Source organism: Paraburkholderia sp. CI3, assembly GCF_050436505.1.
In the GTDB taxonomy this organism is placed as follows: Bacteria; Pseudomonadota; Gammaproteobacteria; order Burkholderiales; family Burkholderiaceae; genus Paraburkholderia; species Paraburkholderia tuberum.
This window is the reverse complement of record NZ_JBNDMI010000002.1, coordinates 138,815-162,249: the sequence shown is the minus strand read 5'-3', so window position 1 is coordinate 162,249 and position 23,435 is coordinate 138,815. Positions and strand designations below refer to the sequence as shown.

Annotated in this window: 18 protein-coding genes and 1 pseudogene; 17 read left to right on the top strand and 2 right to left on the bottom strand. The window is 64.8% G+C overall.

Translation table 11 applies throughout. From position 1 onward, the window contains the following. Positions 1-72: 72 nt before the first annotated feature. From OKW29_RS03595 to OKW29_RS03525, 15 genes are all read left to right on the top strand, one after another. Positions 73-363, top strand: a complete 291-nt coding sequence (locus tag OKW29_RS03595; RefSeq protein WP_429290009.1) for a DUF1330 domain-containing protein — start codon at positions 73-75, stop codon at positions 361-363. A 101-nt stretch (positions 364-464) separates the two neighbouring features. Continuing rightward, entirely contained in the window at positions 465-1,151 is a 687-nt protein-coding gene (locus OKW29_RS03590) for a GntR family transcriptional regulator (RefSeq protein ID WP_429290008.1), read from the top strand. Positions 1,152-1,437: 286 nt separating this feature from the next. Further along, positions 1,438-2,349, top strand: a complete 912-nt coding sequence (locus OKW29_RS03585; protein WP_429290007.1) for an alpha/beta fold hydrolase — start codon at positions 1,438-1,440, stop codon at positions 2,347-2,349. Then, positions 2,342-3,310, top strand: coding sequence for a flavin reductase family protein (locus OKW29_RS03580; protein ID WP_429290006.1), 969 nt, complete (start codon positions 2,342-2,344; stop codon positions 3,308-3,310). The genes OKW29_RS03585 and OKW29_RS03580 overlap by 8 nt, the downstream gene beginning before the upstream one ends. A gap of 124 nt (positions 3,311-3,434) precedes the next feature. Beyond that, entirely contained in the window at positions 3,435-4,466 is a 1,032-nt protein-coding gene (locus tag OKW29_RS03575) for a polyamine ABC transporter substrate-binding protein (protein ID WP_429290005.1), read from the top strand. A gap of 75 nt (positions 4,467-4,541) precedes the next feature. Then, positions 4,542-5,426: an ABC transporter permease gene (locus OKW29_RS03570; RefSeq protein WP_429290004.1), complete on the top strand. Its 885-nt coding sequence runs from the start codon at positions 4,542-4,544 to the stop codon at positions 5,424-5,426. 1 nt (position 5,427) lies between these two features. Further along, on the top strand, positions 5,428-6,222 hold the full coding sequence (locus OKW29_RS03565; RefSeq protein WP_429290003.1) for an ABC transporter permease: 795 nt from the start codon (positions 5,428-5,430) through the stop codon (positions 6,220-6,222). A 16-nt stretch (positions 6,223-6,238) separates the two neighbouring features. Next, the gene (locus tag OKW29_RS03560; RefSeq protein WP_429290002.1) at positions 6,239-7,336 is read left to right on the top strand and encodes an ABC transporter ATP-binding protein; all 1,098 of its coding nucleotides are present in this window, start codon (positions 6,239-6,241) and stop codon (positions 7,334-7,336) included. Positions 7,337-7,347: 11 nt separating this feature from the next. Continuing rightward, on the top strand, positions 7,348-8,055 hold the full coding sequence (locus tag OKW29_RS03555; RefSeq protein ID WP_429290001.1) for a GntR family transcriptional regulator: 708 nt from the start codon (positions 7,348-7,350) through the stop codon (positions 8,053-8,055). 70 nt (positions 8,056-8,125) lie between these two features. After that, positions 8,126-9,586 carry an NAD-dependent succinate-semialdehyde dehydrogenase gene (locus OKW29_RS03550; RefSeq protein WP_429290000.1) on the top strand — a complete coding sequence of 487 codons (1,461 nt, stop codon included), beginning with the start codon at positions 8,126-8,128 and terminating at the stop codon, positions 9,584-9,586. 94 nt (positions 9,587-9,680) lie between these two features. Then, complete coding sequence (locus OKW29_RS03545) at positions 9,681-10,595, top strand: LysR substrate-binding domain-containing protein (protein WP_090811571.1); 915 nt, start codon at positions 9,681-9,683, stop codon at positions 10,593-10,595. A gap of 122 nt (positions 10,596-10,717) precedes the next feature. Then, the gene (locus OKW29_RS03540) at positions 10,718-12,013 is read left to right on the top strand and encodes a dicarboxylate/amino acid:cation symporter (protein WP_184073154.1); all 1,296 of its coding nucleotides are present in this window, start codon (positions 10,718-10,720) and stop codon (positions 12,011-12,013) included. Next, the gene (locus OKW29_RS03535) at positions 12,010-13,476 is read left to right on the top strand and encodes an aspartate/glutamate racemase family protein (RefSeq protein ID WP_429289999.1); all 1,467 of its coding nucleotides are present in this window, start codon (positions 12,010-12,012) and stop codon (positions 13,474-13,476) included. Before OKW29_RS03540 ends, OKW29_RS03535 begins: the two co-directional genes overlap by 4 nt. A 95-nt stretch (positions 13,477-13,571) precedes the next feature. Then, positions 13,572-14,990 (top strand): aspartate ammonia-lyase, encoded by a 1,419-nt coding sequence (gene aspA, locus OKW29_RS03530; protein ID WP_429289998.1) that lies wholly within the window; start codon positions 13,572-13,574, stop codon positions 14,988-14,990. Positions 14,991-15,063: 73 nt separating this feature from the next. After that, positions 15,064-16,185 carry an asparaginase gene (locus tag OKW29_RS03525; RefSeq protein ID WP_429289997.1) on the top strand — a complete coding sequence of 374 codons (1,122 nt, stop codon included), beginning with the start codon at positions 15,064-15,066 and terminating at the stop codon, positions 16,183-16,185. 36 nt (positions 16,186-16,221) lie between these two features. On the opposite strand, the pseudogene OKW29_RS03520 reads toward OKW29_RS03525, so the two are convergent. Next, positions 16,222-18,461 (bottom strand): annotated as a pseudogene (locus OKW29_RS03520) (SulP family inorganic anion transporter). 248 nt (positions 18,462-18,709) lie between these two features. Here OKW29_RS03520 and OKW29_RS03515 point away from each other — a divergent pair. Beyond that, complete coding sequence (locus OKW29_RS03515) at positions 18,710-22,003, top strand: adenylate/guanylate cyclase domain-containing protein (RefSeq protein ID WP_429289996.1); 3,294 nt, start codon at positions 18,710-18,712, stop codon at positions 22,001-22,003. 20 nt (positions 22,004-22,023) lie between these two features. Here OKW29_RS03515 and OKW29_RS03510 read toward each other — a convergent pair whose 3' ends face one another. Further along, a complete protein-coding gene (locus OKW29_RS03510; RefSeq protein WP_184073165.1) occupies positions 22,024-22,329 on the bottom strand; it encodes a hypothetical protein in 306 nt (101 codons plus the stop codon). A 285-nt stretch (positions 22,330-22,614) separates the two neighbouring features. Between OKW29_RS03510 and OKW29_RS03505 the strand changes: the two genes are divergently transcribed. Further along, a complete protein-coding gene (locus OKW29_RS03505; RefSeq protein ID WP_429289995.1) occupies positions 22,615-23,403 on the top strand; it encodes a class I SAM-dependent methyltransferase in 789 nt (262 codons plus the stop codon). Positions 23,404-23,435: the final 32 nt, after the last annotated feature.

Sequence of the window (23,435 nt, the reverse complement as noted above, 5' to 3'; positions counted from 1 at the left end):
CGCGCGGTTCGTCAGACCATCCGCGAAGCGGCAGGCATTGCGCAAACCATTCTGGATTTAGACGGAGGAGATATGACTGCATATTGGATCGCCCACGTGAGCGTGCTTGACGCCGCGAAATACAAGGACTACACGGACATCGCACCACACGCGTTCAACAGGTACGGCGCCGTGTTTCTCGCGCGCGGGGGTGCTGCGGAGGTTCTGGAAGGCGAGTCGTTCGAACGGCACGTCGTGATCCAGTTCAAGGACATGCAAACGGCGCTCGATTGCTATCACTCGCCCGAGTATCAGGCCGCCAAACAGAAGCGCGATGGACATTGCCGGGCCCAGATCACGATCGTCGAGGGCCTGGGCGGCTGATTTTGCCCTTGCGTGCAAGCCTGGATGTCAGATAAGTCATAATATGGCATCCCACGCCCGCCCCTGTGTGCGGGCCTTCGTCCATCGTCCCACTGCCGCCTATGCAAGACCTCAAAATCGACCGCAATGTCAAAACCTTGCGTGAGCTCACGCTCGACAAACTGCGCGCCGCGATAGTCCAGGGATATTTCCGGCCGGGCACGCGCCTCGTCGAACGCACGCTGTGCGACGAGCTTGGCGTGAGCCGAACCGTCGTGCGCGAGGTGCTGCGGCATCTGGAGACCGAAGGACTGGTCGAGATCGTCGCGCGGCAAGGACCGATCGTTGCACGCCTCGACCCCGCCCAAGTCGGCGAGATTTATGAATTGCGCGGGCTTCTCGAAGCGAACGCCGCGCGTGCCTGCGCCGAGGGTGCCACCCCTGAAGTGGTGCGGCAACTGCGCGAGATCCGCGCGATCATCGAAGATGCGTTCGAGAAACGCGATCTGCCGCGCGTGCTGGAGTTCACCGAGCGCTTCTACGAGATGCTTTTCGAAGCCGCGAACAAGCAGGTGTCGCTGGCGGTCGTCACGTCGCTCAACGCACGCATCAATCGCCTGCGCGCGTTGACCATCGCGACGCCGGGGCGAGGCAGCGACTCGAACCGCGAAATGAACCTGCTGCTCGATGCGATCGAGCGGCGCGACGGCGACGCGGCTGCCGCAGCGTCGTTCGCGCATATCAAGCGGGTGTCGGAACTGGCCTTGACGGTTCTTGCCTCGCAGAACGAGGCGGCCGGCGACGCCTGAGCCCGTCTGTAGCCCTCCCCATCAAGGCCGCCGGCACATGCCGGCGGCCTTTTCTTTGGTCTGTTTGACCGGGCAAACACGCGCGTAGCCCAAAGCGTGCCAGCGCAACTCTCCGCAATATCATGGTATTCCATAATACGTTGGACATTGTTGAGGGCAATAATATGGAATACCATAATCTCATCGATTGTGATTTGCGGCTCGAAGCCTGAAAGGAGAACCCTATGACGTTGGAAGCGTGCACGCTGCCTGGCTGCGGTCCGCATCGCCATCTGGAGCGTGTCTGATGAAGCCCGATCTGTCGCCGACGCGCGCGACTTCGCATGGCCAGCGGGGTCGAACCGCGGGCACCTGCTACAGCGTGTACGCGCCGCAATCGGACGCCGCCCCCGAAACCGTCGTGCTGATCCACGGCGTGGGCATGAATCAGAGCGTGTGGGCGCCGCAGATCGATGCGCTATCCGAATCGTTTCGCGTCGTTGTGTACGACATGCTGGGGCACGGCGACAGCGTGCTGCCGAGCGCGGAGCCCACGCTCGACGAATACGCGGCGCAGCTCGCGTCGCTGCTCGACGCACTGCAGATCGACCGCGCGCACGTGGTGGGGCATTCGATGGGCGCGTTAGTCGCGCTCGAATTCGCGCTGACCCACCCCGAGCGCACGCTGAGCGTCGTCGCGTTGAACGCGGTGTACGACCGCACGCCGGCACAGCGCGAGGCGGTGATGACGCGCGCGGCCTTGCTGAGCGATGCGCCCGCCGACACTGGGGTGGACGGAACGCTGTCGCGCTGGTTCGGCGATCCCATTCCAGGACACCTGACGCAGGCCGCGCGGGCGGTGCGTGCGCTGCTGCTTGCCGTCGATCCGGTGGGCTACGTGCGCACCTACCGTCTGTTCGCATGCTCGGACGACGCGCATGTCGGGCGTCTCGCGAGTCTCGCTGTTCCCGCGCTATTTCTGACGGGCGAGCGCGATCTGAATTCGAGCGCGCAGATGTCGCGGGCGATGGCGGCAGCGGCACCACGCGGCCACGCCGAAGTCATCGCGAACGCGCGCCACATGATGAACGTCACCGACCCGGAGCGCGTGAACGCAAGCCTGCTCGCGTTCCTTGTCGAAGCTTCGCCGGGGCAGGGGACGAATGCAGCAACGAACGTGACAACTACCGCAGTACCAACCGGAGAACGCCATGGCTGAGTCGATCACCGCCCCAAGGGCGGTACCCGCTTTCGATATCGCCGAATTTCGTCGCGCGCTCGGCGCATTCGTGACGGGCGTGACCGTCGTCACGACGATCCAGGCAGACGGCTCGCCGCGCGGCTTCACGGCGAACTCGTTCACGTCGGTGTCGCTCGATCCGCCGCTGATTCTCGTGTGCATCGCGAAGACGGCGGCGAGTTATGCGGTGTTCTCGGATACCCGCCGCTTCGCGGTGAGCGTGCTCGCCGAAGACCAGAAGCAGGTGTCGGGCGTGTTCGCATCGAAGGCCACGGACAAGTTCGCGCAAGTGCCATGGAGCACGCGCAAAACGGGCGCGCCGGTGATGGACGGCGCGGCGGCGAGCTTCGACTGCACGACGCATGAAGTGGTCGATGCGGGCGATCACATCATCCTGATCGGTCGCGTGGTGGACTTCGTGCAAACGAGCTCGTCGCCGCTTGGCTATTGCCGCGGCGCGTACGTGAACTTCAGCCTGTCGCAGGACGCGCTGGCCGCGGCCGGTGCGCGCGCGAGAGTCGGCGCCATCCTCGAGCATCGCGACGGGCTCGTGCTCGTCGACACGGGCAAAGGCTTGGGGCTGCCAACGGGCCTCAAGCTCGAACCGGCCAGCGACCCCGCGAGCCTGCACGGCGTGCTCGCCAAGCTGGGCCTGCGCGTGCATCTCGACTTTCTATTCGCGGTGTTCGAGGACGGCAGCGGCAAGGAGCCCGGCGTGCAAATCTACTATCGCGGCCGCGTGATTCCCAACGGCTCGCCGTGGCTCGACAGCAGCGTGCGCATCGTGCCGCTGTCCCAGATTCCGTGGGACGAAGTGAGCGACGCCGCCGTGTGCTCGATGCTCGAACGCTATGAGCGCGAACGCAGACAGGACGCGTTCGGCATTTATGTCGGCGATTGCGAAGCCGGCACCGTGCAGCCGCTCGGCCTCGCTCAATGAGAGCGCGGCACCGCGGCAACCAGGCATCGAAGTGCTGCAACCCGCAACTTACAAAGATGAAGCCGGCGCGTTTTCTCGCCGCTGGACCGACCAGGCAACACCCAACCGCATCCCGGAGACAGACATGAGCAGCAGAAGCATCCCGTTTATCGCGCCGTTGTTCGTTGCTTGCGCGACGACGCTCGCGGCAGCGCCCGCACTCGCGGCAGACCCGATCGTGTTTACCAGCTGGGGCGGCACCACGCAGTCGTCGCAACAGAAGAACTGGGCGCAGCCGTTCACGCAGGCGAGCGGCATCACCGTGTTGATGGATGGCCCGACCGACTACGGCAAGCTGAAGGCGATGGTCGATAGCGGCAACGTGAGCTGGGACGTCGTCGATGTGGAAGGCGACTTTGCATACGCTGCGCAAAAGGCCGACCTGATCGAGCCGATCGACTACTCGGTCGTCAAGAAGGACGAACTGGACCCGCGCTTTGCAACTCCCGACGCAGTGGGCAGCTTCTATTACTCGTTCGTGCTCGGCTACAACAAGTCGAAGTACACGGGCGCGCAGCCGCAGACGTGGGCAGATCTGTTCGACACGAAGAAATTCCCCGGCAAGCGCACGTTCTACAAGTGGTCGGCGCCGGGCGTGCTGGAAATCGCGCTGCTTGCCGATGGCGTGCCGCCGAACAAGCTCTACCCGCTCGACCTCGACCGCGCATTCAGGAAGCTCGACACGATCAAGGGCGACATCGTCTGGTGGAGCGGCGGCGCGCAGTCGCAGCAGCTGCTCGCGTCGGGTGAAGCGCCGATCGGGATGTTCTGGAACGGGCGATTGCACGCGCTCGCGCAGACCGGTGTGCCGGTGGCCATTTCGTGGAACCAGAACCTGACCGCCGCCGACATGCTCGTGATTCCGAAGGGCGCGAAGCATCGCGCGGAAGCGATGAAGTATCTGGCGGCCGCCACGAGCCCGCAGGCGCAGGCGAAATTCGCCGCCGAGACGGGGTACGCGCCGATCAACGTGAAGTCGGCCGCGCTGATGCCGGCCGCGATGGCGAAGACGCTGCCTGACCAGTACAAGGACTCGCAAATCAATCTCGACATGAAGTACTGGGCCGACAACCGTGACGCGATTGCGAAGCGCTGGTACGCGTGGCAATCGAAATAACCGGCACGGACCGAGGTTAGAGCCGAGCGCCGCGCAGTGAACCGGCGTGCAGAGAGACACCGAGCAGGAGACATCATGCCCAACGTAATGAGTACCGTCGCGCATCCGCCCGCGATGGCCGCGCGCAAGCGGCGCGACTGGCGCAGCATCTGGCTGCTGACGCCGGCCATGCTGCTGCTGCTGATCTTCTTCCTGCTCCCGGTACTGTCGCTGCTGTTGCGCAGCGTGCTCGAGCCGACCCTGGGACTGGAGAACTATCAGCAGCTGATTGGTTCGACCACGTATCTGCGTGTCTTCGGCAATACCTTCCTCGTCGCGACGGTCGTGACGCTCGTCACGGTGCTGGTGGGCTTTCCGATGGCGTGGCTGCTCGCGATCGCGCCGCGCAGGCTCAGCGCTGTGCTATTCGCGATCCTGCTGCTGTCGATGTGGACCAACCTGCTCGCACGGACTTTCGCCTGGATGGTGCTGTTGCAGGGCACGGGTCCGATCAACCGCGCGCTGATGGCGATCGGCCTGATTCACGAGCCGCTCGCGCTCGTGAACAACCTCACCGGCGTGACGATCGGCATGACGTACATCATGCTGCCGTTCCTCGTGATGCCGCTGCACGCGACGCTGCGCGGCATCGACCCGTCGACGCTGCGCGCCGCCGCGGTCTGCGGCGCGAGCCGCTGGCAGGCGTTCTGGCGCATCCTCGTGCCGCTCGCGATGCCGGGCGTGGCTTCCGGCGCGCTGATGGTATTCGTGATGGCGCTCGGCTATTTCGTCACGCCGGCGCTGCTCGGCGGTCCGTCTTACATGATGCTCGCCGAACTCATCGCACAGCTCGTGCAGGAACTGCTGAACTGGGGCCTGGCCGGTGCCGCCGCTTTCGTACTGCTGAGCGTGACGCTCGTGCTCTATGCGTTGCAATTGCGCTTCACCGGCAGTGCGCGCGCAATTCAGGGAGGACGTTGACATGTTGCTCGATTTCGATCGTCTCGGTGGGCTACGCTGGGCGCTGGTGGCCATAGGCGCGGCCGTCGCACTGTTTCTGTTGCTGCCGATCGTGTTCATCGTCGCGCTGTCGTTCGGCGATTCGCAGTGGCTGATCTTCCCGTCGCCGGGCTGGACGCTGGAGTGGTATCGGCAGCTTTTCACGGACCCGGGCTGGATCGACTCGCTGCTCACGAGCGCGAAGCTGGCAGTGATCGTGATGGCTCTGTCGGTGTTGCTCGGTTTTCTTGCGTCGCTTGCGCTGGTGCGCGGCAAGTTCCGCGGCCGCGAGGCGGTGAAAGGCTTCTTCCTGACACCGATGGTGCTGCCGGTCGTCGTTCTGGCCGTCGCGCTGTACGCGTTCTTTCTGCGCATCGGCCTGAACGGCACGATGACCGGCTTTGTGCTCGGTCATCTGATCATCGCGCTGCCGTTCTCGATCATCTCCATCAGCAACTCGCTGGTGAGCTTCGATACGGCGCTCGAAGATGCCGCGCTGATCTGTGGCGCGTCGCCGCTCACCGTGAAGCTGCGCGTGACCCTTCCCGCGATCCGGCTCGGTCTGTTCGCCGCCGCGATCTTCGCGTTTCTCGCGTCGTGGGATGAAGTCGTGGTGTCGATCTTCATGTCGAGCCCGACTCTGCAAACGCTGCCCGTGCGTATCTGGTCGACGCTGCGGCAGGACCTGACGCCCGTCGTTGCGGCGGCGTCCTCACTGCTGGTCGCATTGACGACCGTATTGATGCTGGCGGGCGCCGTACTGCGCCGCGCGCGCTAACCGAGGTAAGCAAGCCATGACTGCACTCCTGCAAATCCAGCGTCTGCGCAAGACCTACGACGATGTCGTCGCCATCGACCAGGTTTCTCTCGATGTGCGCAAGGGCGAATTCATGACGTTTCTCGGACCGTCCGGTTCGGGCAAGAGCACGACACTGTATATCGTCGCGGGCTTCCAGGAGCCTACCGATGGCCGCGTGCTGCTCGACGGCAAGCCGCTGCTGGCGGTCGCGCCGAACAAGCGCAACATCGGCATGGTGTTTCAGCGCTACACGCTGTTCCCGCATCTGACAGTAGGCGAGAACGTGGCGTTTCCGCTGCGCGTGCGCCGCCGCCCCGAAGCCGAAATCAAAGCAAAGGTCGACAAGATGCTCAAGCTCTTGCATCTGTCCGAGTGCCGCGACCGGATGCCCGCGCAGCTGTCGGGCGGGCAACAGCAACGCGTGGCGATCGCGCGCGCGCTGGCCTACGATCCGCCGGTGCTGCTGATGGACGAGCCGCTGTCCGCGCTCGACAAGAAGCTGCGCGAGGAAATCCAGCTCGAATTGCGCCGCATCCACCAGGAGACGGGCGTGACGATCCTCTACGTCACGCACGACCAGGAAGAGGCGCTGCGCCTGTCCGACCGCATCGCGGTGTTCAACAAAGGCCGCATCGAGCAGGTGGGCACCGGTGAGGAGCTTTACGCGAACCCCGAGTCGCGCTTTGTCGCGAGCTTCATCGGCAATTCGAATTTCTTGCCGGTGAAGGTCACGAAGAATAGCGAAGGCCGCATGAACGGCGTGTTTCCGAACGGTCATGAGATCGCCTCGGACGCCTTCAATCCCGGGCTGACCGCAGGCGACGACGGCACCTTGATGATCCGCCCTGAACAGATGCGCATCAGCACGCTGCAACGTGCAAGCGGGGTGAACGGCACCAGCGGCCTGCCTGTGACGGTGCGTGATATCACGTATCTCGGCGACGCGATGCACTACGCGGTGGCGACGCCGTGGCAGCAGGAAATCTCGATCCGGATGCCGGCCGCGCATCGCCACGACAGCGGCATCGCGATCGGCACCCAGGCGCTCGTCGACTGGGACGCGCGCGATGTGCGCCTGTTCTCCCAAGCATGACGGCGGCTGCCATGAGCGGCGCACTGCCATCGCTGAAGGTTCAACGCCCTACGGCCACCTTGCGCGAACTCGCGCTCGAGAAAATGCGCACGGCGATCCTGGAGGCCCATTTCCATCCCGGCGAGCGGCTCGTCGAGCGCACGCTGTGCGAGATTCTCGGCGTGAGCCGCACCGTGGTGCGCGAGGTGTTGCGGCATCTGGAAACGGAAGGGCTCGTCGACTCGATACCGAACCAGGGGCCGATCGTCGCCGTGCTCGACTTCGATACGGCGGCGGAGATTTACGAAATTCGCGCGCTGCTCGAAGGCGAGGCGGCGATGGCATGCGCGCAGCATGCCGACGAGCACACGATCGCGGATCTCGCTGCATTCATCGACCAGATCCAGACGGCCTTCGAAGCGCAGGATCATCAGGCCGTCAGAGCGCTCACTTCGGCCTTCTACGAACGCATGTTCATCAGCGGCAAAAAGCATGTGGCCTGGGAAATCGTGCAGTCGTTGACCGCGCGCATCAACCGCTTGAGAGCGCTGACGATCGCTTCCGACGACCGCGGCCGTCAGGCCGTCGACGAGATGCACCGGATCCTGTCGGCCATCGAGGCTCGCGATACCGCCGCCGCGCGCAAGGCCGCGATTGCGCATGTGCACAGAGTGGCCGAAATCGCCCGCAAGCTGCTGGCGGACGGGCCCGAGCAGGCGGTGTGGCGTCAGGCGGGCTAACCCGCGTTTCCAATTGACCGGCGGGTGGAAGGCGGCATCAACCGCATTTTGCGTATCGAAGGAAAGTAACGTGGAATTGAAGACCCTATTGAAGGACGCGGCGCTTCTGCGCAATCAGGCTTATATCGATGGGCAATGGTGCCCCGCCGACTCGGGCGCGAGTTTCGACGTGTCGGACCCGGCAACGGGCGCAGCGCTCGGCAGCGTGCCTTTGATGGGAGAAGCCGAAACGATGCGGGCAATCGATGCGGCCAACGCCGCATGGCCAGCATGGCGAGCCCGCACGGCCAAGGAGCGTGCGGGCGTGATGCGCCGCTGGTACGAGCTGATGATCGAGCACGCCGATGACCTTGCGCTGATCCTGACCGCGGAACAGGGCAAGCCGCTCGCGGAAGCGAAAGGCGAAATCGCTTATGGCGCATCGTTCATCGAATGGTTCGCCGAGGAAGGCAAACGCGTGGCCGGCGACACGCTCGCGACGCCGGCGTCGGACAAGCGGCTCGTCGTCATCAAGGAGCCGATCGGCGTGTGCGCCGCGATCACGCCGTGGAATTTTCCGAACGCAATGATTACCCGCAAGGTGGGCCCGGCGCTCGCGGCGGGCTGCCCGATCGTCGTGAAGCCCGCCGAAGCCACCCCGTTCTCCGCGCTCGCGCTCGCGGTTCTGGCCGAGCGGGCCGGCGTGCCCAGGGGCGTGCTCAACATCGTGACCGGCGAGCCGAAGGCGATCGGCGGCGCGATGACGAGTAGTCCCGTGGTTCGCAAGCTGTCGTTCACCGGATCGACGGGGGTGGGCAGACTGCTGATGGCGCAAAGCGCGCCCACGGTGAAGAAGGTCACGCTCGAACTGGGCGGCAATGCACCATTTATCGTATTCGACGACGCCGATCTCGACGCCGCGGTGGAAGGCGCGATTGCATCGAAGTACCGCAACAACGGACAAACGTGCGTGTGCACGAATCGCTTCTACGTGCATGAGCGGGTGTACGGCGCGTTCGCGGCGAAGCTGGCTACGGCAGTCGAAGCCCTGAAGGTCGGGCACGGCATGGAGGGCGGCGTCACGCTGGGTCCGCTGATCAACGACGCCGCGCTCAGCAAGATCGAAGCGCACATCGCCGATGCGCTCGGCAAAGGGGCGACGCTCGCCACCGGCGGCAAGCGCCACGCGCTCGGCCACGGCTTTTTCGAGCCCACGGTGCTGACCGACGTCACAGCGCAGATGGCTGTGGCGAAAGACGAGACGTTCGGCCCGCTCGCGCCGCTGTTCCGTTTCTCCAGCGACGAAGAAGTGGTGAGGCTCGCCAACGACACCGAGTTCGGCCTGGCCGCCTACTTCTACAGCCGCGATATCGGCCGCATCTGGCGCGTGGCGGAGCAACTCGAATATGGAATGGTGGGCATCAATACCGGCCTGATTTCTAATGAAGTCGCGCCCTTTGGCGGCGTGAAGCAGTCGGGTCTCGGCAGGGAGGGCTCGCACTACGGGATCGATGATTACCTTGTGATCAAGTACCTGTGCATAGCGGTTTGACGCCGGTCCCATAGTCAGCGGGCGGCACGGCCAAGCGTAGAATTGCGGGCGCATCGGCGAGTCCATTCGTCGCCGGACCGGAGACCGATGGCTGATGGAAATCAAGTGGATCGAAGACTTCATCGCGCTCGCCCGCTATCAGAGCTTTTCCCGGGCGGCGGAGTTTCGCAACGTCACGCAGTCGGGTTTCAGCAGACGGATCCAGTCGCTCGAACAGTGGGTCGGCGCCGATCTCGTCGATCGCAGCGGCTTTCCGCCGACCCTGACCCCGGCAGGGCAACTGTTTCGTGACGCGGCCGAAGACATCCTCGACAAGCTGTTCGACACGCGCGCCATCATTCGCACCGAACAGCGCATCGCCGGCACGAGCCTGCAGATCGCAGCCGGCCACACGATCGCGCTCAACTTCCTGCCCGCGTGGCTGCGCACGCTGTCCAAGCATGTCGGCGAAGTGCGCGCGCGCGTGATTCCGGCGAACGTGCACGATTCGATACTGATGCTGGTCAACGGCAACTGCGAGCTGATGTTCGCTTATCACCATCCGCAGCTGCCGTTGCATCTCGATCCGACCAGGTATGAATGCGTGACCGTGGGCGTCGATACTTTCATGCCGGTATGCAGGCCCAATCAGCGGCTTGCGCACGTGTACCGTCTGCCCGGCGTGATCGAACATCCGATGCCGTTCATCGCCTATACGGAGACGAGCTACTTTGGGCGCTGCTTCGCGTTGCTGATGGAGCAGAGCAAAGCGTCGCCCGCCTTGCATCTTCACTATGAATCCGACATGGCCGAGGTCGTGAAGAAGCTCGTGCTGGAAGGCGAGGGTGTCGCCTGGCTGCCGAAGAGCTCGATCGCCGCCGAACTCGACAGCGGCCAGCTTGTCGCCGCCGGCCGCTCCGAATGGCAACTGGAGCTGGAGTTGCGCGTGTATCGCGACCTCACGAACCGCACTGAACTGCTCGATACGCTGTGGCGGCATCTGCGGGCCTCGTCGGGGTCAGCCGAATAGCGCCGCTAGGGTTATCCCGCGTTATGCGAAACTTGCATAGCCGTATGCAACACTAGCATTCACGTCTTTTCTGCCGTCTCTAGAATTCCGTCCAGTCACAAATAATCTCAGGACGGAGACACATGAAGAATCGGCTTACCCTCTACATCCTCGCCGGCATGCTGCTCGGCGTGGCCGTCGGTTATGTCTGCCATCGCACGGCGGCCGATGCCGCGCAGGCGAAGGAGATCGCAGGCTACTTTTCCATCGTCACCGATATCTTCCTGCGGCTCGTGAAGATGATCATTGCGCCGCTGGTGTTCGCCACGCTCGTGTCAGGTCTCGCCGGCATGGAAGGCACGAGCGACGTGCGCCGCATCGGTCTGCGCTCGATCGCGTGGTTCCTGTGCGCGTCGCTGTTCTCACTCGCGCTCGGCCTCGTGCTCGCGAATCTGCTGCAACCGGGCGCGGGCTTGCACATGTCCCAGACGAGCGCTGACGTGGCCACCGGCCTCAACACGTCGAGCCTGAACTTCAAGGACTTCGTCACACACGCGTTCCCCACCAGCATCGTCGATGCGATGGCGCGCAACGATATCCTGCAGATCCTCGTGTTCTCGGTGATGTTCGGCATCGTGCTCAGCGTGATCAAGTCCGACCCGCGCGTCGCGCCGCTGATCGCGGGCGTCGAAGGGCTCGTGCCCACCATGCTGAAACTGACCGACTATGTGATGCGTCTCGCGCCCGTCGGTGTGTTCGGCGCGCTGGCATCGGCGATCACGGTGCATGGCCTCGACGTGCTGACGACGTACGGCAAGCTCGTCGCCAGCTTCTATACGGGGCTCGCGCTGCTGTGGGCGGCGCTGATCCTCGCCGGCTACGCGTTTCTCGGCAAGCCTGTCTGGGCTTTGCTCAAGGCGATCCGCGAACCCGCGATGCTGGCGTTCTCCACCGCGAGCAGCGAGGCGGCGTATCCGCGCCTGACGGAGAAGCTGGAGGAATTCGGCGTCGACAAGAAAGTGGTCGGCTTCACGTTGCCGCTCGGCTATGCGTTCAATCTCGACGGCTCGATGATGTATCAGGCCTTCGCCGCGATCTTCATCGCGCAGGCGTTCGGCATCGACATGCCGATCGGCACGCAGATCGTGATGCTGCTCGTGCTGATGGTGAGCAGCAAAGGCATGGCGGGTGTCGCGCGCGGCTCGGTGGTGGTCGTCGCGGCCGTGGCGCCGATGTTCCATTTGCCGCCATCGGGCGTCGTGCTGGTGCTCGCGATCGACCAGATTCTCGACATGGGGCGCACGGCGACCAACGTGATCGGCAACAGCATCGCGACGGCAGCCATCGCGAAGTGGGAGGGCCAGCGCGTGACGCGGCAGGAACGCCGCACGGCGATGGCGACGGCTTCGTTCGGCCGGCTCGAAGGCGAGACGAAATGAGCGGCATCGACGCAACGTCTGCCACGAGCGCGCGCAAGTTCGGTGTGGTGGGCGGGCTCGGCCCGCTCGCGAGCGCGGACGTGTTCTTCAAACTGATCAAATCGACGCCGGCCACGCGCGACGCCGAGCACTTCGATGCGATCTTCGAGCAGCAGCCGTTTCGCAGCGCCAATGCCGACAGCGAGACGTTGACGCAGCGCAAGCTGTACATCTTCGATCTGATCAGCAGCTTCGAGAAGCGCGGCGTGACGACGGTCGTGCTGCCGTGCTTCCTGAGTCACACGTTCATCGACGAACTGAAGGCCAATTCGCCGCTGCAGATCGTCGACATGATCGATGCGGTGCGCAGCCACGTGCGCAGAAGATTTCCCGCGGTGCGCCGCGTGGGCGTGCTCGCGTCGGCGCATACGCGGCGCAGGCGCCTGTTCGAGAAGTACTTCGCGGCGCCCGAGTTCGAAGTGATCCACCCGCGCATCGGCGACGGCATCGATTTCGTCACCGAGGCCGTTTATGGCGAGGATGGCGTGACGAGCGGCAATCTGCGTGGCCGTCCGGCCGAGTTGCTGCGGGCGGCGTGCGAGGACCTGATCGAACAGGGCGCCAACGTCATCGTGCCGGGGCTCACCGAGATCGCGCTGGTCGCGGACGAACTCGGTGCGTTGCGCGTGCCGCTCGTCGATTCGAACCTGGCTTATGCGCAGTACGTGGTGTCCGGCCAGTACCACACGCCCGAGACGATCTTCAAGGTCGGCGTGGTGGGCGGCGTGGGTCCGGCGGCCACCGTCGATTTCATTCACAAGATCGTGCGCGCGACGCCCGCGCGGCGCGATCAGGACCACATCAAGCTGCTCGTCGAGCAGAACCCGCAGATCCCGGATCGCACGGAGAATCTGATCGGCGATGGACCCGACCCGACCATCTCGCTCTATGCGACCTGCAAGAAACTCGAAACGGGCGGCGCGGATCTGATCGCGATCCCGTGCAATACGGCGCATGCCTTCGTCGAGCGGATACAGCCTTATCTCGGCGTGCCGATCATCAATATGCTGACGGTGACGGTGCGTTATCTGCGCGAGTCGTTTCCCGCGCTGCGCTCGGTCGGCGTGCTCGCGACTTCCGGCACGCTCGCGAGCGGCGTCTACGAAAAGGCGCTCGAATCGCACGGCTTGCGGCAGGTCGTCCCGGCACCCGCGCTGCAGGCGCGCGTGATGGACGCGATCTACGGCACGGAAGGCGTGAAGGCCGGATTCACGGCGGGGCAGTGCCAGCAAGACCTCGCCGCGGCGATCGACGGGCTTATCGCCGACGGCGTCGAAGTGATCGTTCTCGGCTGCACGGAACTGCCGCTGCTGATTCGCGAGCCGTATGTGATCGGCGCGAACGGCGCGCGCGTGAGCGTGGTCGATCCGACCGACGTGCTCGCGAAGCAGTGTGTCGCCTGCGCGACAGCGCCGCCTCGATAACCCAACCGCATCACCCAGTCAATGCGACGGACCTGCACACGAGGTGTGCCGGATGACCCCGCTCGCCTGTCGATTTCAGAACCTGAGAGGTAATCATGCTTGCACCGACCGAACGTATCGAACACGACCTTCTCGGCGATCTCGCCGTGCCCGCGACCGCGTACTACGGCGTACACACGCTGCGCGCGCTGCAAAACTTTCCCATCACGGGTATTCCGATCTGCGTGTATCCGAACCTCGTCAACGCACTGGCGAGCGTGAAAGAGGCCGCCGCGCTCGCGAATTACGATCTCGGCCTATTGAGCGCAGTGAAGATGCAGGCCATCGTGCACGCATGCAGGCAAGTGCGCTCAGGCACCGCGCACGAGCATTTCGTCGCCGACGTGATTCAGGGCGGCGCGGGCACGTCGACCAACATGAACGCGAACGAGGTCATCGCCAATCTCGCGCTCGAACATCTCGGGCAACAGCGCGGCGAATACGCGGTTCTCCATCCGAACGAGGACGTGAATCTCGGCCAGAGCACCAACGACGTCTATCCGACCGCGCTCAAGATCGCCACGTACGCGGGCATCATGCAACTGGTCGACGCGATGGGCGTGTTGCGCGCATCGTTCGAACGCAAGGCGGTGGAATTCGGCAACGACCTGAAGATGGGCCGCACGCAGCTTCAGGACGCCGTACCGATGACGCTCGGCCAGGAGTTCAGCACCTTCGCTGTGATGCTCGACGAAGACGAAGAGCGGCTGAAGGAAGCGGCCCAGCTCATCTGCGAGATCAATCTCGGCGCGACGGCGATCGGCACCGGCATCAATACACATCCGGAATACGCGCAGCTTGCATGCAGGCACTTGAGGGAAATAACCGGTATCGCGTTGACCACGTCGCCGAATCTGATCGAAGCGACGCAGGATGTCGGTTCGTTCGTGCAACTCTCCGGCGTACTGAAGCGCGTCGCCGTAAAACTCTCCAAGACCTGCAACGATCTTCGCCTGCTTTCGAGCGGTCCTCGCGCGGGCCTCGGCGAAATCAGCCTGCCGCCGGTGCAGGCGGGTTCGAGCATCATGCCGGGCAAGGTGAATCCGGTGATTCCGGAGGTCGTCAACCAGATCGCGTTCGAAGTCATCGGCAACGATGTGACGGTGAGCTTCGCCGCCGAAGCGGGGCAGCTCCAGCTCAACGCGTTCGAGCCCATCATTGCGCACAGCCTGTTCAAGAGCGTCGCGCATTTACGCGCAGGGTGCCTCACGCTCGCGTCGAAATGCGTCGACGGCATTACCGCGAATCGCGAGCGGCTGCGCGCGATCGTCGAGAGCTCGATCGGCATCGTGACCGCGCTGAACCCGTACATCGGCTATACGCACTCGACCGAAGTCGCGAAGGAAGCGCTTGCGTCGGGCAAAAGCGTCGCGCAGATCGTGATCGACAAAGGGCTGTTGAGTCAGGCGCAGCTCGACGAGATTCTTCAACCCGCCATGCTGACGCAACCAAGAAAGATGTCGTCGGCGGCGTGAGCGACGAAGGTTGTTCCGGTCACAGGTCGCGTGCATACGCACGCGACTCTTTTAAACGATGGAGGAGAGAAAGATGAACGGCAACACGATCGATCGAAAAGCAAGGCGGCTGTGCGGTTCGGCGGCACTGCTGATCGCGGCACTTGCCGCGGGTACCTGCGCACAGGCTGCCGACGCGCCATCGCAACAGGCAAGCGCTGTCACGGCAACGCCGCGTGTTCTGGTGCTGGCCACCGGCGGCACGATCTCGGGAACCGCCGATCCCCGTTCGGCGATCGGCTACAACTCGGGCAACGTGAAGGGGCAGGAACTGGTGCGCGGCGTGCCGGGCATCGAGAAGCTCGCGAGCATCAGCGCGGAGCAGATCTCGAACGTCGGCTCGCAGGACATGAACGACAAGATCTGGTTGCAGCTTGCGCGGCGGATCGACGAGGTCTTCGAGCGGAACGAGGCCGACGCCATCGTGATTACGCACGGCACCGATACGATCGAGGAAACGGCGTTCTTCCTGAGCAACGTGCTGCGCTCCGACAAGCCGGTGGTGCTGGTCGGCTCGATGCGACCGGGCGGTTCCGCGAGCGCCGACGGTCCCGGCAATCTGTACGAAGCCGTCGAAGTGGCGGCGAGCCCGCAGTCGCGTGGCCGAGGCGTGATGGTCGTGATGAACGACCAGATTCACGCGCCGCGCTGGATCACCAAGACCAATACCACGGCGGTACAGGCGTTCGCGTCGCCGAATGCCGGCGCGATCGGTTATGTCGATCCGGCGAGCGTGCGCTTCGTGATGCCGGCGGTGCAATCGACGCGCGCTGCGCTGAGCCTGCCCGCGAGTGGGCAATTGCCGCGCGTCGATATCGTCTACGCGCATAGCAACATGGATGGCCGCCAGATCGATCATGCGATCGCCGATGGCGCGAAGGGCATCGTCGTCGCCGGCGAAGGCGATGGTGACATGTCGAAGGAAGCCCTCGCGGCGCTCGACCGCGCGGCGGCAAAAGGCATCGTGGTGGTTCGCTCGACGCGCCTGGTGTCGGGGTTCGTGAACCGCAACGTCGAGGTGGACGACGACAAGCGCGGATTCGTCGCATCGCTCGATCTGAATCCGCAGAAGGCGCGATTGCTGACGCAATTGCTGGTGGCCAACGGCGTGACCGATCCCGTCAAGGTACAGCAGGCATTCAGCGGGACGTGGTGACGGGTTGGGGGCGCCGCCGGTCAGGGGCGCTGCCGCTTATAAAGCCGCGCGTAGTGCCTCATCGGCCACGGCAAGACGCAACGCAATGGTCTTCACGAGAAACCGATGCAACTGTTGTGCCGTCGCCGGATCCTGCTGTTCGAGTTCGAGCAGCCGGGAGATCGACAGGCGGTACACGCGCGTCGGTGCCTCGGCAATCACATCCGCGCTGCGCTGTTGCTGCGTGTACACCGCCATTTCCCCCACGACCGTGCCCGGGCCGAACGAGCGCAGACGCGCCGAGCGGCCATCGCCGAGCGGCAGCGAGATCGCGACACGTCCTTGCTCGACGAAATACAGCGCGTCGCCCGGCTCGCGATGACGAAACAGCGCCTGCCCCGAAAGCAGATCCTGCACCTCCAGACACGCGATCAAGCCGTTCAACGCGCCGGTCGTGAAATGCGGCTCGAGCATCGCCCGCAGATCGCCCCCATGCGCGATCGCGAGCGAGTTCGACGCGAGCAGTTTGTCTTCGATCCATTCGAGACCCGCATCGAGCGTATCGAATTCATGGATCTTCTCTTCAGATTGAGCGTGCCGGTCTTCACGAGCAGATCGCGCGAGCGCGGCGGCAGCGCGGTCAACACGAGGTCCACGCTTCTTGCGGCGCAGAGCTGCCTGAGTTTGACGAAGCTGATGGATACGGATGCATCCATGCCATGTGTCGCCGCAAAATCGAGCACGACGAAGCGGACCTGCGACGGATTCCCGGCGCCGAATCGCTCGCGAAGGCGCTGCAGAATCGAATTGGCCGTGCCGAAGAAGAGAAACCCTTGCAGGCACATTCCGCATACCTGGGGGCCGATTGCGCGCAGAGCCTGGGTGTCTTCGATGCTGCGCTCAACATTCGAGGTCCGCGCGCGCAGGTCGAACTCCATGCGTATGCAGCCGACCCGACCGTAGAGCAGCGTGAACATCACACACGCTGCAACGACGCCCACCCCTACGCCGACGATCACGCCGTACGCCGCCATAGTGCCGAGAATTACGGGCACGAGCAGATACTCATACCAGTTGAGCTTGGTCCAGGCGCCCGCGAGCCAATGCACGAGCAAGCGCAGCCCCATGAAGAGCTGAAGGCCGACCAGCACCGGCACCGGAAAGAGCGCCACGATGCCCGGCGAAGTGGCGAGCACGACCACACACGCGAGCGAGGCGAACACGCCCGCCACCCGGCTCGTCGCGCCCACCCGTGCGTTGAGCATCGAGCGATTGAACGACTGGTAGCCGACCATCCCGCCCAGCAGTCCGCTCGCGAGATTGGCGAGGCCGGCGGCGCGCATCTCGCGATTGAGGTCGACGTCCTCCCCGGTGGCCGCGCCGATCGCCGTTGAATTCATCAGGATCGTCACGGCCGACACCGAGGTCACCACCAGACTCTCGGGAAGATGCGCGCCGACCGCCGACCAGTCGATGCCGCCCTGTCCGAGCCTCGCGGCCAGGTGCAACTCCGGCAGCCCGGATAGGTGCAGCTCGACGCGCGGCAGCAGCAGACCCATGCCGCGCGCGTCGTCGATCGAAACTCCGGCAACCTGCAGCAGAACGTAGAAAAGCACGACGCCGAAGGCCAGCGTGAGCGGCAGCGCGGCAATGTGCTGCCAAGTGCGCATCAGCACCGTGGCCAGCACGCCCACCACCAGCGCCGGAACCCATGTGAGCCAGTGAAGGTGCGCGAGCAACGCGAGCGTGTGCCACTGCAGCGGCTGGCCCGTCAGCACGCGGAACGCCCCGGCGAGCAGCAGGTAGCCCGTGCCCGCGAGAAATCCGCCGAGTACCGGATAGGGCAGGAACTGCAAGGAGCGGCTGCGCTTCGACGAGCCGATCGCATAGAGCACGATGCCCGTCATGAGCGAACAGAGCGCGATGGCGATCAGCACAGTGAGGATCAGCGTCTGCGGTGAACCGCCGTCCGCGCGCACGCTGCTGGCCACCCCCGCCGCCACGCCGGCGAGAAAGGCGGCGGCGTTGCTGTCGGGGCCGCCAATGTTGACGCGCATCGAACTCGTCAAGGCGATCACGAGCGCCGTGACGACGCAGCTCACGAGCGCGGTGGGCACGCCCAGCATCGCGTAGCGGGCAAGATCGGCGCTAAAGATCATCGTGCCGAGGCTCATCGCATAGCACAGCATGACGAGCGTCGAAACGGCGCCCGCCGCCACGTCGCCTGGCAGACCCGCCAAACGCGAGCGCAGCGGAATCTCGGAGACGGAAACGGAAACGGTCTTGCCCGGCTTCACGTGGATTCCCGGTCGAATGCAAGGGCGCCGTGAGGCGCGCCAGCCAGTATCCTGCGCGGCTCGAACGGCTGTCAAACGCGATGCAGCGTGCTTATCGGACACCTACACTGGTTATTCATCGGCCCCGTACCTGGCGAACTCCACGCAAAGGACATGCAACTCCGGGCCGTTCACACCGCGGCCGGCAGCCGCGCGATTCGTCTGAGCTTTTGCCCGCGGGGCCACGCATCGGAGGCGGGGCGACGAACATGGATATCGAGAAATGGCTGCGGGACCTCGGGCTCGAGCAGTACGCCCACGCGTTCGCGGCAAACGACATCGACATGTCGCTGCTCGGGCAACTGACCGACGTGGACCTGAAAGAGCTGGGGGTACAGTCGCTCGGCCACCGTAAGCGCATTCTGGCCGCGGCGGCAGGCGCCCTAACGGCGGCCGCGCCGCTACCGCCCCAGACGTCCGCCGACAACGAGGTGCCCGCGGACGAGCGCAGGCAGGTCACGATTCTGTTCGCCGATCTCTGCGGCTACACGATGCTGTCGCGCTCGCTCGATCCCGAAGACTTGCGCGCGCTGATCGGACGCTACACGGCGTTGGTCGACGGGATCGTGCTCGCCTATGGCGGCACGATCGACAAGCACATCGGCGACGCGGTGATGGCGCTGTTCGGCGCGCCCCGCTCGCACGAGACGGACACGCTGCGCGCGGCCCGTGCCGCTCTCGACATTCACGACGGCCTGGCGCGGCTGGCCGCGCAGACCGGGCGGCCGTTGCAGGCGCACATCGGCATTGCGAGCGGCGAGGTCATCGCGGGCGCGCTGGGCCGCGCCGACGCGCAGGACTACACCGTGCATGGCGATCCGGTGAACCTGGCCGCTCGGCTCGTGGCAACCGCGGCCGCCGGCGAAACCTGGATATCCGACGACGCAGCGCGCACGCTCGGCGACGCCGCCAGTTGCGAAGCAATCGGCGAGCGGCGCTTCAAGGGCATCGACACGCCGGTGCGGGCATGGCGGCTCGTCGCGCTTGGCAGCGAGCCCGTCAGGACGAGCCGCAGCCGCTTCGTCGGACGCGAAGCCGAGCTCGAACAGTTTCACGGCATCCTTCATGCGTGCATGGCAAGGCGAGCAGGGCATGTCGTTCATGTGCGGGGCGAAGCCGGGATCGGCAAGACGCGGCTCGTCGACGAGATGCGCCGCCATGCGCAGACACAGGGCTTCACGCTCCATCGGAGCCTCGTGCTCGATTTCGGCGTCGGCAAGGGCCAGGATCCGGTGCGAACCATCATTGGAAGCCTGCTCGGCTTACCGGCCGGTGCATCGAGTGAAGCGCGGCAGGCCGCCGCCGCGCAGGTCGCGACCCAAGGTATCGTCAAGGCCGAGCAGATCGTGTTTCTGCACGACTTCCTCGATCTCCCGCAGGCCGCCGAATGGCAAACCATCTACGAGGCCATGGACCACGGCGCGCGCAAGCGCGGCAAGCAGGCGCTCGCCGTGAGGCTGACCGAGGACGCTTGCGCCCATGCGGCGACGCTCATCGTCGTCGAAGACCTGCATTGGGCCGATTCCGAAGTCATCGGCTACCTGTCGGCGTTCGCGTCAGGCATTGCCAACGGCACGGGCCTGCTGGTCACGACTTCGCGTGTGGAAGGCGATCCGATCGATGCAGGCTGGCGCGCACGTTGCCGCGACACCCCGTTCGCGACGATCGATCTCGGACCGCTTCGCAAGGACGAGGCCCTGAGCCTGGCGGGCAATTTCATCGATGCGACCCAGCGCGTCGCGCTCGCCTGCATCGAGCGCGCGGGCGGCAATCCGTTGTTTCTCGAACAACTGCTGCGCAACGCTGAAGAAGGCAGCGGCGGCAACGTGCCCGCGTCGATCCGCAGTCTCGTGCTCGCGCGGATGGACCGGCTCGCGCCCCGTGACCGCCTGGCGTTCCAGGCGGCCGCCGTGATCGGTCAGCGTTTCGACCTCGCGCTGCTGCGAGAGCTCGTGGACGATCCTGGCTACGCCTGCGACGGCCTGCTCGTCAATGCACTCGTGCTGCCGGAAGGCGACGACTTCCTGTTCGCCCACGCATTGATCCAGGAGAGCGCTTACTCGACGTTGTTGCGCGCGCGCCGCCGTGAACTTCATCTGCGCGCGGCCGAATGGTTCGCACAAAGCGATGTCACGCTGTACGCCCAGCACCTCGACCGCGCCGAAGACGAGCACGCGCCGCACGCCTACCTGGGCGCGGCGGCCGCACAGCGTGCCGCCCATCGTTTCGAAGCCGCGCTGCGGCTGGCCGAGCGCGGCATCGAAATCGCGCAGTCGGACGCGGACCGCCATGCACTGAGCTGCTGCAAGGGCGAACTTCAGCGCGACCTGGGCGACATCGCAGGATCGATCGTGACGTACCGCACTGCACTCGCCGCCGCCACCGACGACGCCGCCCGATGCGACTGCCAACTCGGGCTCGCGGAGGGTCTGCGTGTCAGCGAGGGTCTCGACGAAGCACTCGGCTTACTCGCGCAAGCGCAAAAGATCGCGGAGCGAGACAACCGGCTGGCCGAGCTTGCAAGCCTCCATCATCTGCGCGGCAACATTCTCTTTCCGCTCGGCAAGATCGACGCCTGCAGCGCCGAGCATGAGCGCGGTCTTGGCTACGCGCGGCGCCTCGGTCTGCCCGAGGCAGAGGCTCGCGCGCTCGGTGGCCTGGCGGATGCGGCGTATGCGCAGGGGCGCATGCGGACCGCGTTCCATCATTTCAGCGAATGCGTCGCGATGAGCCGCGAACACGGGTTCGGCCGCATCGAGGTCGCCAATCTGTCGATGCAGGGCTTCAGCCGCATTTATCTGAACGACGCAGGTCAGGCTCGCGAGGACGCAAGCGCCGCCGCCCGCGCCGCCGAGTTGATCGGGCAGCCTCGCGCGCAATTGCTGGGGGAGACGCTGGGGGTGTTCGCCTGCCAGGAACTGGGCGATGCGCAGGCGGCCAGCAAGCATCTGGTGCAGGAAATGCGTGTGATCCGGCAATTGGGTGCGCGCCGCTTCGAAGCGCAGAATCTGGAGATGCAGGGCCGCCTGTTACTGGACGAAGGATGCCGTAGTGAAGCAGTGGTGGCGCTGCGCGAAGCACTCGCCATCTCACGCGAGGTAGGGACTCAGTTTTCCGGGCCAAAGGCCTTGAGCGCACTGAGCCGCGCGGTTGACGACGAAGACGAGCGTACGCGGCTACTGGCTGAAGGCGAGGCGCTGTTGCGCCTCGGCGCGGTCGGCCACAATCACCTGTGGTTTTACCGCGACGCCATCGAAGCGATGCTGGGGGCGGGCGATCCTGCTGGCATGCTGCACTACGTGGACGCACTCGAGGCCTATACACAGCGCGAACCGTTGCCGTGGTCCGAGCTTTTCGCGGCGCGTGGCCGTGCGCTTGCACTCGCGCTTCAGGCGCCGCCCAGCGAAGCCACGCGACATGAACTGCTGCGACTGCGAGAGGCGTTGCAGCAGGCCGGCTTTCGCAATTACGTAAGCGCGGTCGAAGCGGCCCTTGCGGCTTGAGGCACGCGCGTAGCCGATCCTCAGCGTGGCGCGGAATCGTCGTCGGGCGGGTCCTTGTGGACGACCTCCATGTCGATGGTGCGGGCGTCGTCGCCATTCGCGACCGTCTGCCGGCGCAACGCGCGCATCTTCCACCACAGATACCCGACGACGATCGTGCCGACCGCGAACAGCACGGCGAACAGCACGATCGACAGCATCGCGGCCACCACGAACAGGATCGCGCTCAGGGCGATGGTCAGCAACCGGCCGAACCAGCCGGGGCCGCCGATCCGGATCCCTTTCTCATATGTCACCCGCCGCGGCGGCGGTCTGTCGTTTTGCATCGCTCGTCTCCCGGCCGCCGTCCGGCGGATGATGCGGGTAAGTCCTCATGCGTGGTCATTATGCAGGATGCGAACCGCTAACGTCACCGGCGCGGCTCAGCGTATAGTCGACTGACGTCGTTAAGAAGCCCACACGTTGACTCGTTTAACTTTGGTAGTAAGTTGCCGCTCAGCCAAGGCTGACAGGCCCTGGCGTGCAGGCCTTCTCTGTCTACCCGGTTGCACACTGCCAGGGCACGTTATGAAATCCGCCGGTTTTCAGTTACCTCGGTTGCCCGCGTGATCATGCGACGCCTGCATCTGCTCGAAATCGAAGACCAGCCGTGGTGCCCACGGGCGATCCGTGACGGCGGCACGGACTGGCTGCATTTCCTGGCGAATACCCTCAAGGGCTTCAACGTCATCGCGGGTAAGCTGCGCGAAGCGATGCGGCGGGTCGGCAACGACCGGATCGTCGATCTGTGCTCGGGCGGGGGCGGCCCGTGGCAGACGCTTGCACCGTTGCTCGCGCAGTCCGGACGCGTGACGGTGCAGCTGACCGACTTCTATCCCAATCGCGCCGCGTACGAGCGCGTATCCGCCGGGGCAGCCGGCCGCGTCACCTATGTGAGCGAACCGGTGGACGCGATGGACGTGCCATCGGGATTCGACGGTGTGCGCACGATGTTCAACGCTTTCCACCATTTTCGGCCGGACGATGCGCGGGCGATCCTCGCCGACGCGGTGACGAAGCGCCGCGCGATCGTCATCGTCGAGGGTGCCGACCACCGGCTGCTCGGTGTCGTGTTCATCCTGGCGATGCCGCTGATGATGCTCGCGCTGACTCCGCTGATCCGACCGTTTCGCTGGTCGCGACTAGCGCTCACTTATGTGCTGCCGGCTATCCCGCTGCTGTGTCTGTTCGACGGCATCGTGTCGATGCTGCGCATCTACAACCCCGACGAATTGCGTGAGATGGTGGCGAGTATCCCGGACCAGCAGAGCTTCGAATGGGACATCGGCACGCTGCCGGTGCAGGGCTCGCCGATCGGTCTGACTTACCTTGTGGGCGTTCCGCGCGGACGCGCCGGCTGAACGCAAGCGGGCGCCGTCGGCAGCAGCGGGCC

Coding starts and splice junctions, on each gene's coding strand:
- OKW29_RS03515 (WP_429289996.1), top strand. CDS start 18,710: ATGGATATCGAGAAATGGCTGCGGGACCTCGGGCTCGAGCAGTACGCC.
- OKW29_RS03565 (WP_429290003.1), top strand. CDS start 5,428: ATGTTGCTCGATTTCGATCGTCTCGGTGGGCTACGCTGGGCGCTGGTG.
- OKW29_RS03505 (WP_429289995.1), top strand. CDS start 22,615: ATGCGACGCCTGCATCTGCTCGAAATCGAAGACCAGCCGTGGTGCCCA.
- OKW29_RS03540 (WP_184073154.1), top strand. CDS start 10,718: ATGAAGAATCGGCTTACCCTCTACATCCTCGCCGGCATGCTGCTCGGC.
- OKW29_RS03590 (WP_429290008.1), top strand. CDS start 465: ATGCAAGACCTCAAAATCGACCGCAATGTCAAAACCTTGCGTGAGCTC.
- OKW29_RS03545 (WP_090811571.1), top strand. CDS start 9,681: ATGGAAATCAAGTGGATCGAAGACTTCATCGCGCTCGCCCGCTATCAG.
- OKW29_RS03555 (WP_429290001.1), top strand. CDS start 7,348: ATGAGCGGCGCACTGCCATCGCTGAAGGTTCAACGCCCTACGGCCACC.
- OKW29_RS03570 (WP_429290004.1), top strand. CDS start 4,542: ATGCCCAACGTAATGAGTACCGTCGCGCATCCGCCCGCGATGGCCGCG.
- OKW29_RS03585 (WP_429290007.1), top strand. CDS start 1,438: ATGAAGCCCGATCTGTCGCCGACGCGCGCGACTTCGCATGGCCAGCGG.
- OKW29_RS03560 (WP_429290002.1), top strand. CDS start 6,239: ATGACTGCACTCCTGCAAATCCAGCGTCTGCGCAAGACCTACGACGAT.
- OKW29_RS03595 (WP_429290009.1), top strand. CDS start 73: ATGACTGCATATTGGATCGCCCACGTGAGCGTGCTTGACGCCGCGAAA.
- OKW29_RS03535 (WP_429289999.1), top strand. CDS start 12,010: ATGAGCGGCATCGACGCAACGTCTGCCACGAGCGCGCGCAAGTTCGGT.
- aspA (WP_429289998.1), top strand. CDS start 13,572: ATGCTTGCACCGACCGAACGTATCGAACACGACCTTCTCGGCGATCTC.
- OKW29_RS03575 (WP_429290005.1), top strand. CDS start 3,435: ATGAGCAGCAGAAGCATCCCGTTTATCGCGCCGTTGTTCGTTGCTTGC.
- OKW29_RS03525 (WP_429289997.1), top strand. CDS start 15,064: ATGAACGGCAACACGATCGATCGAAAAGCAAGGCGGCTGTGCGGTTCG.
- OKW29_RS03510 (WP_184073165.1), bottom strand. CDS start 22,329: ATGCAAAACGACAGACCGCCGCCGCGGCGGGTGACATATGAGAAAGGG.
- OKW29_RS03580 (WP_429290006.1), top strand. CDS start 2,342: ATGGCTGAGTCGATCACCGCCCCAAGGGCGGTACCCGCTTTCGATATC.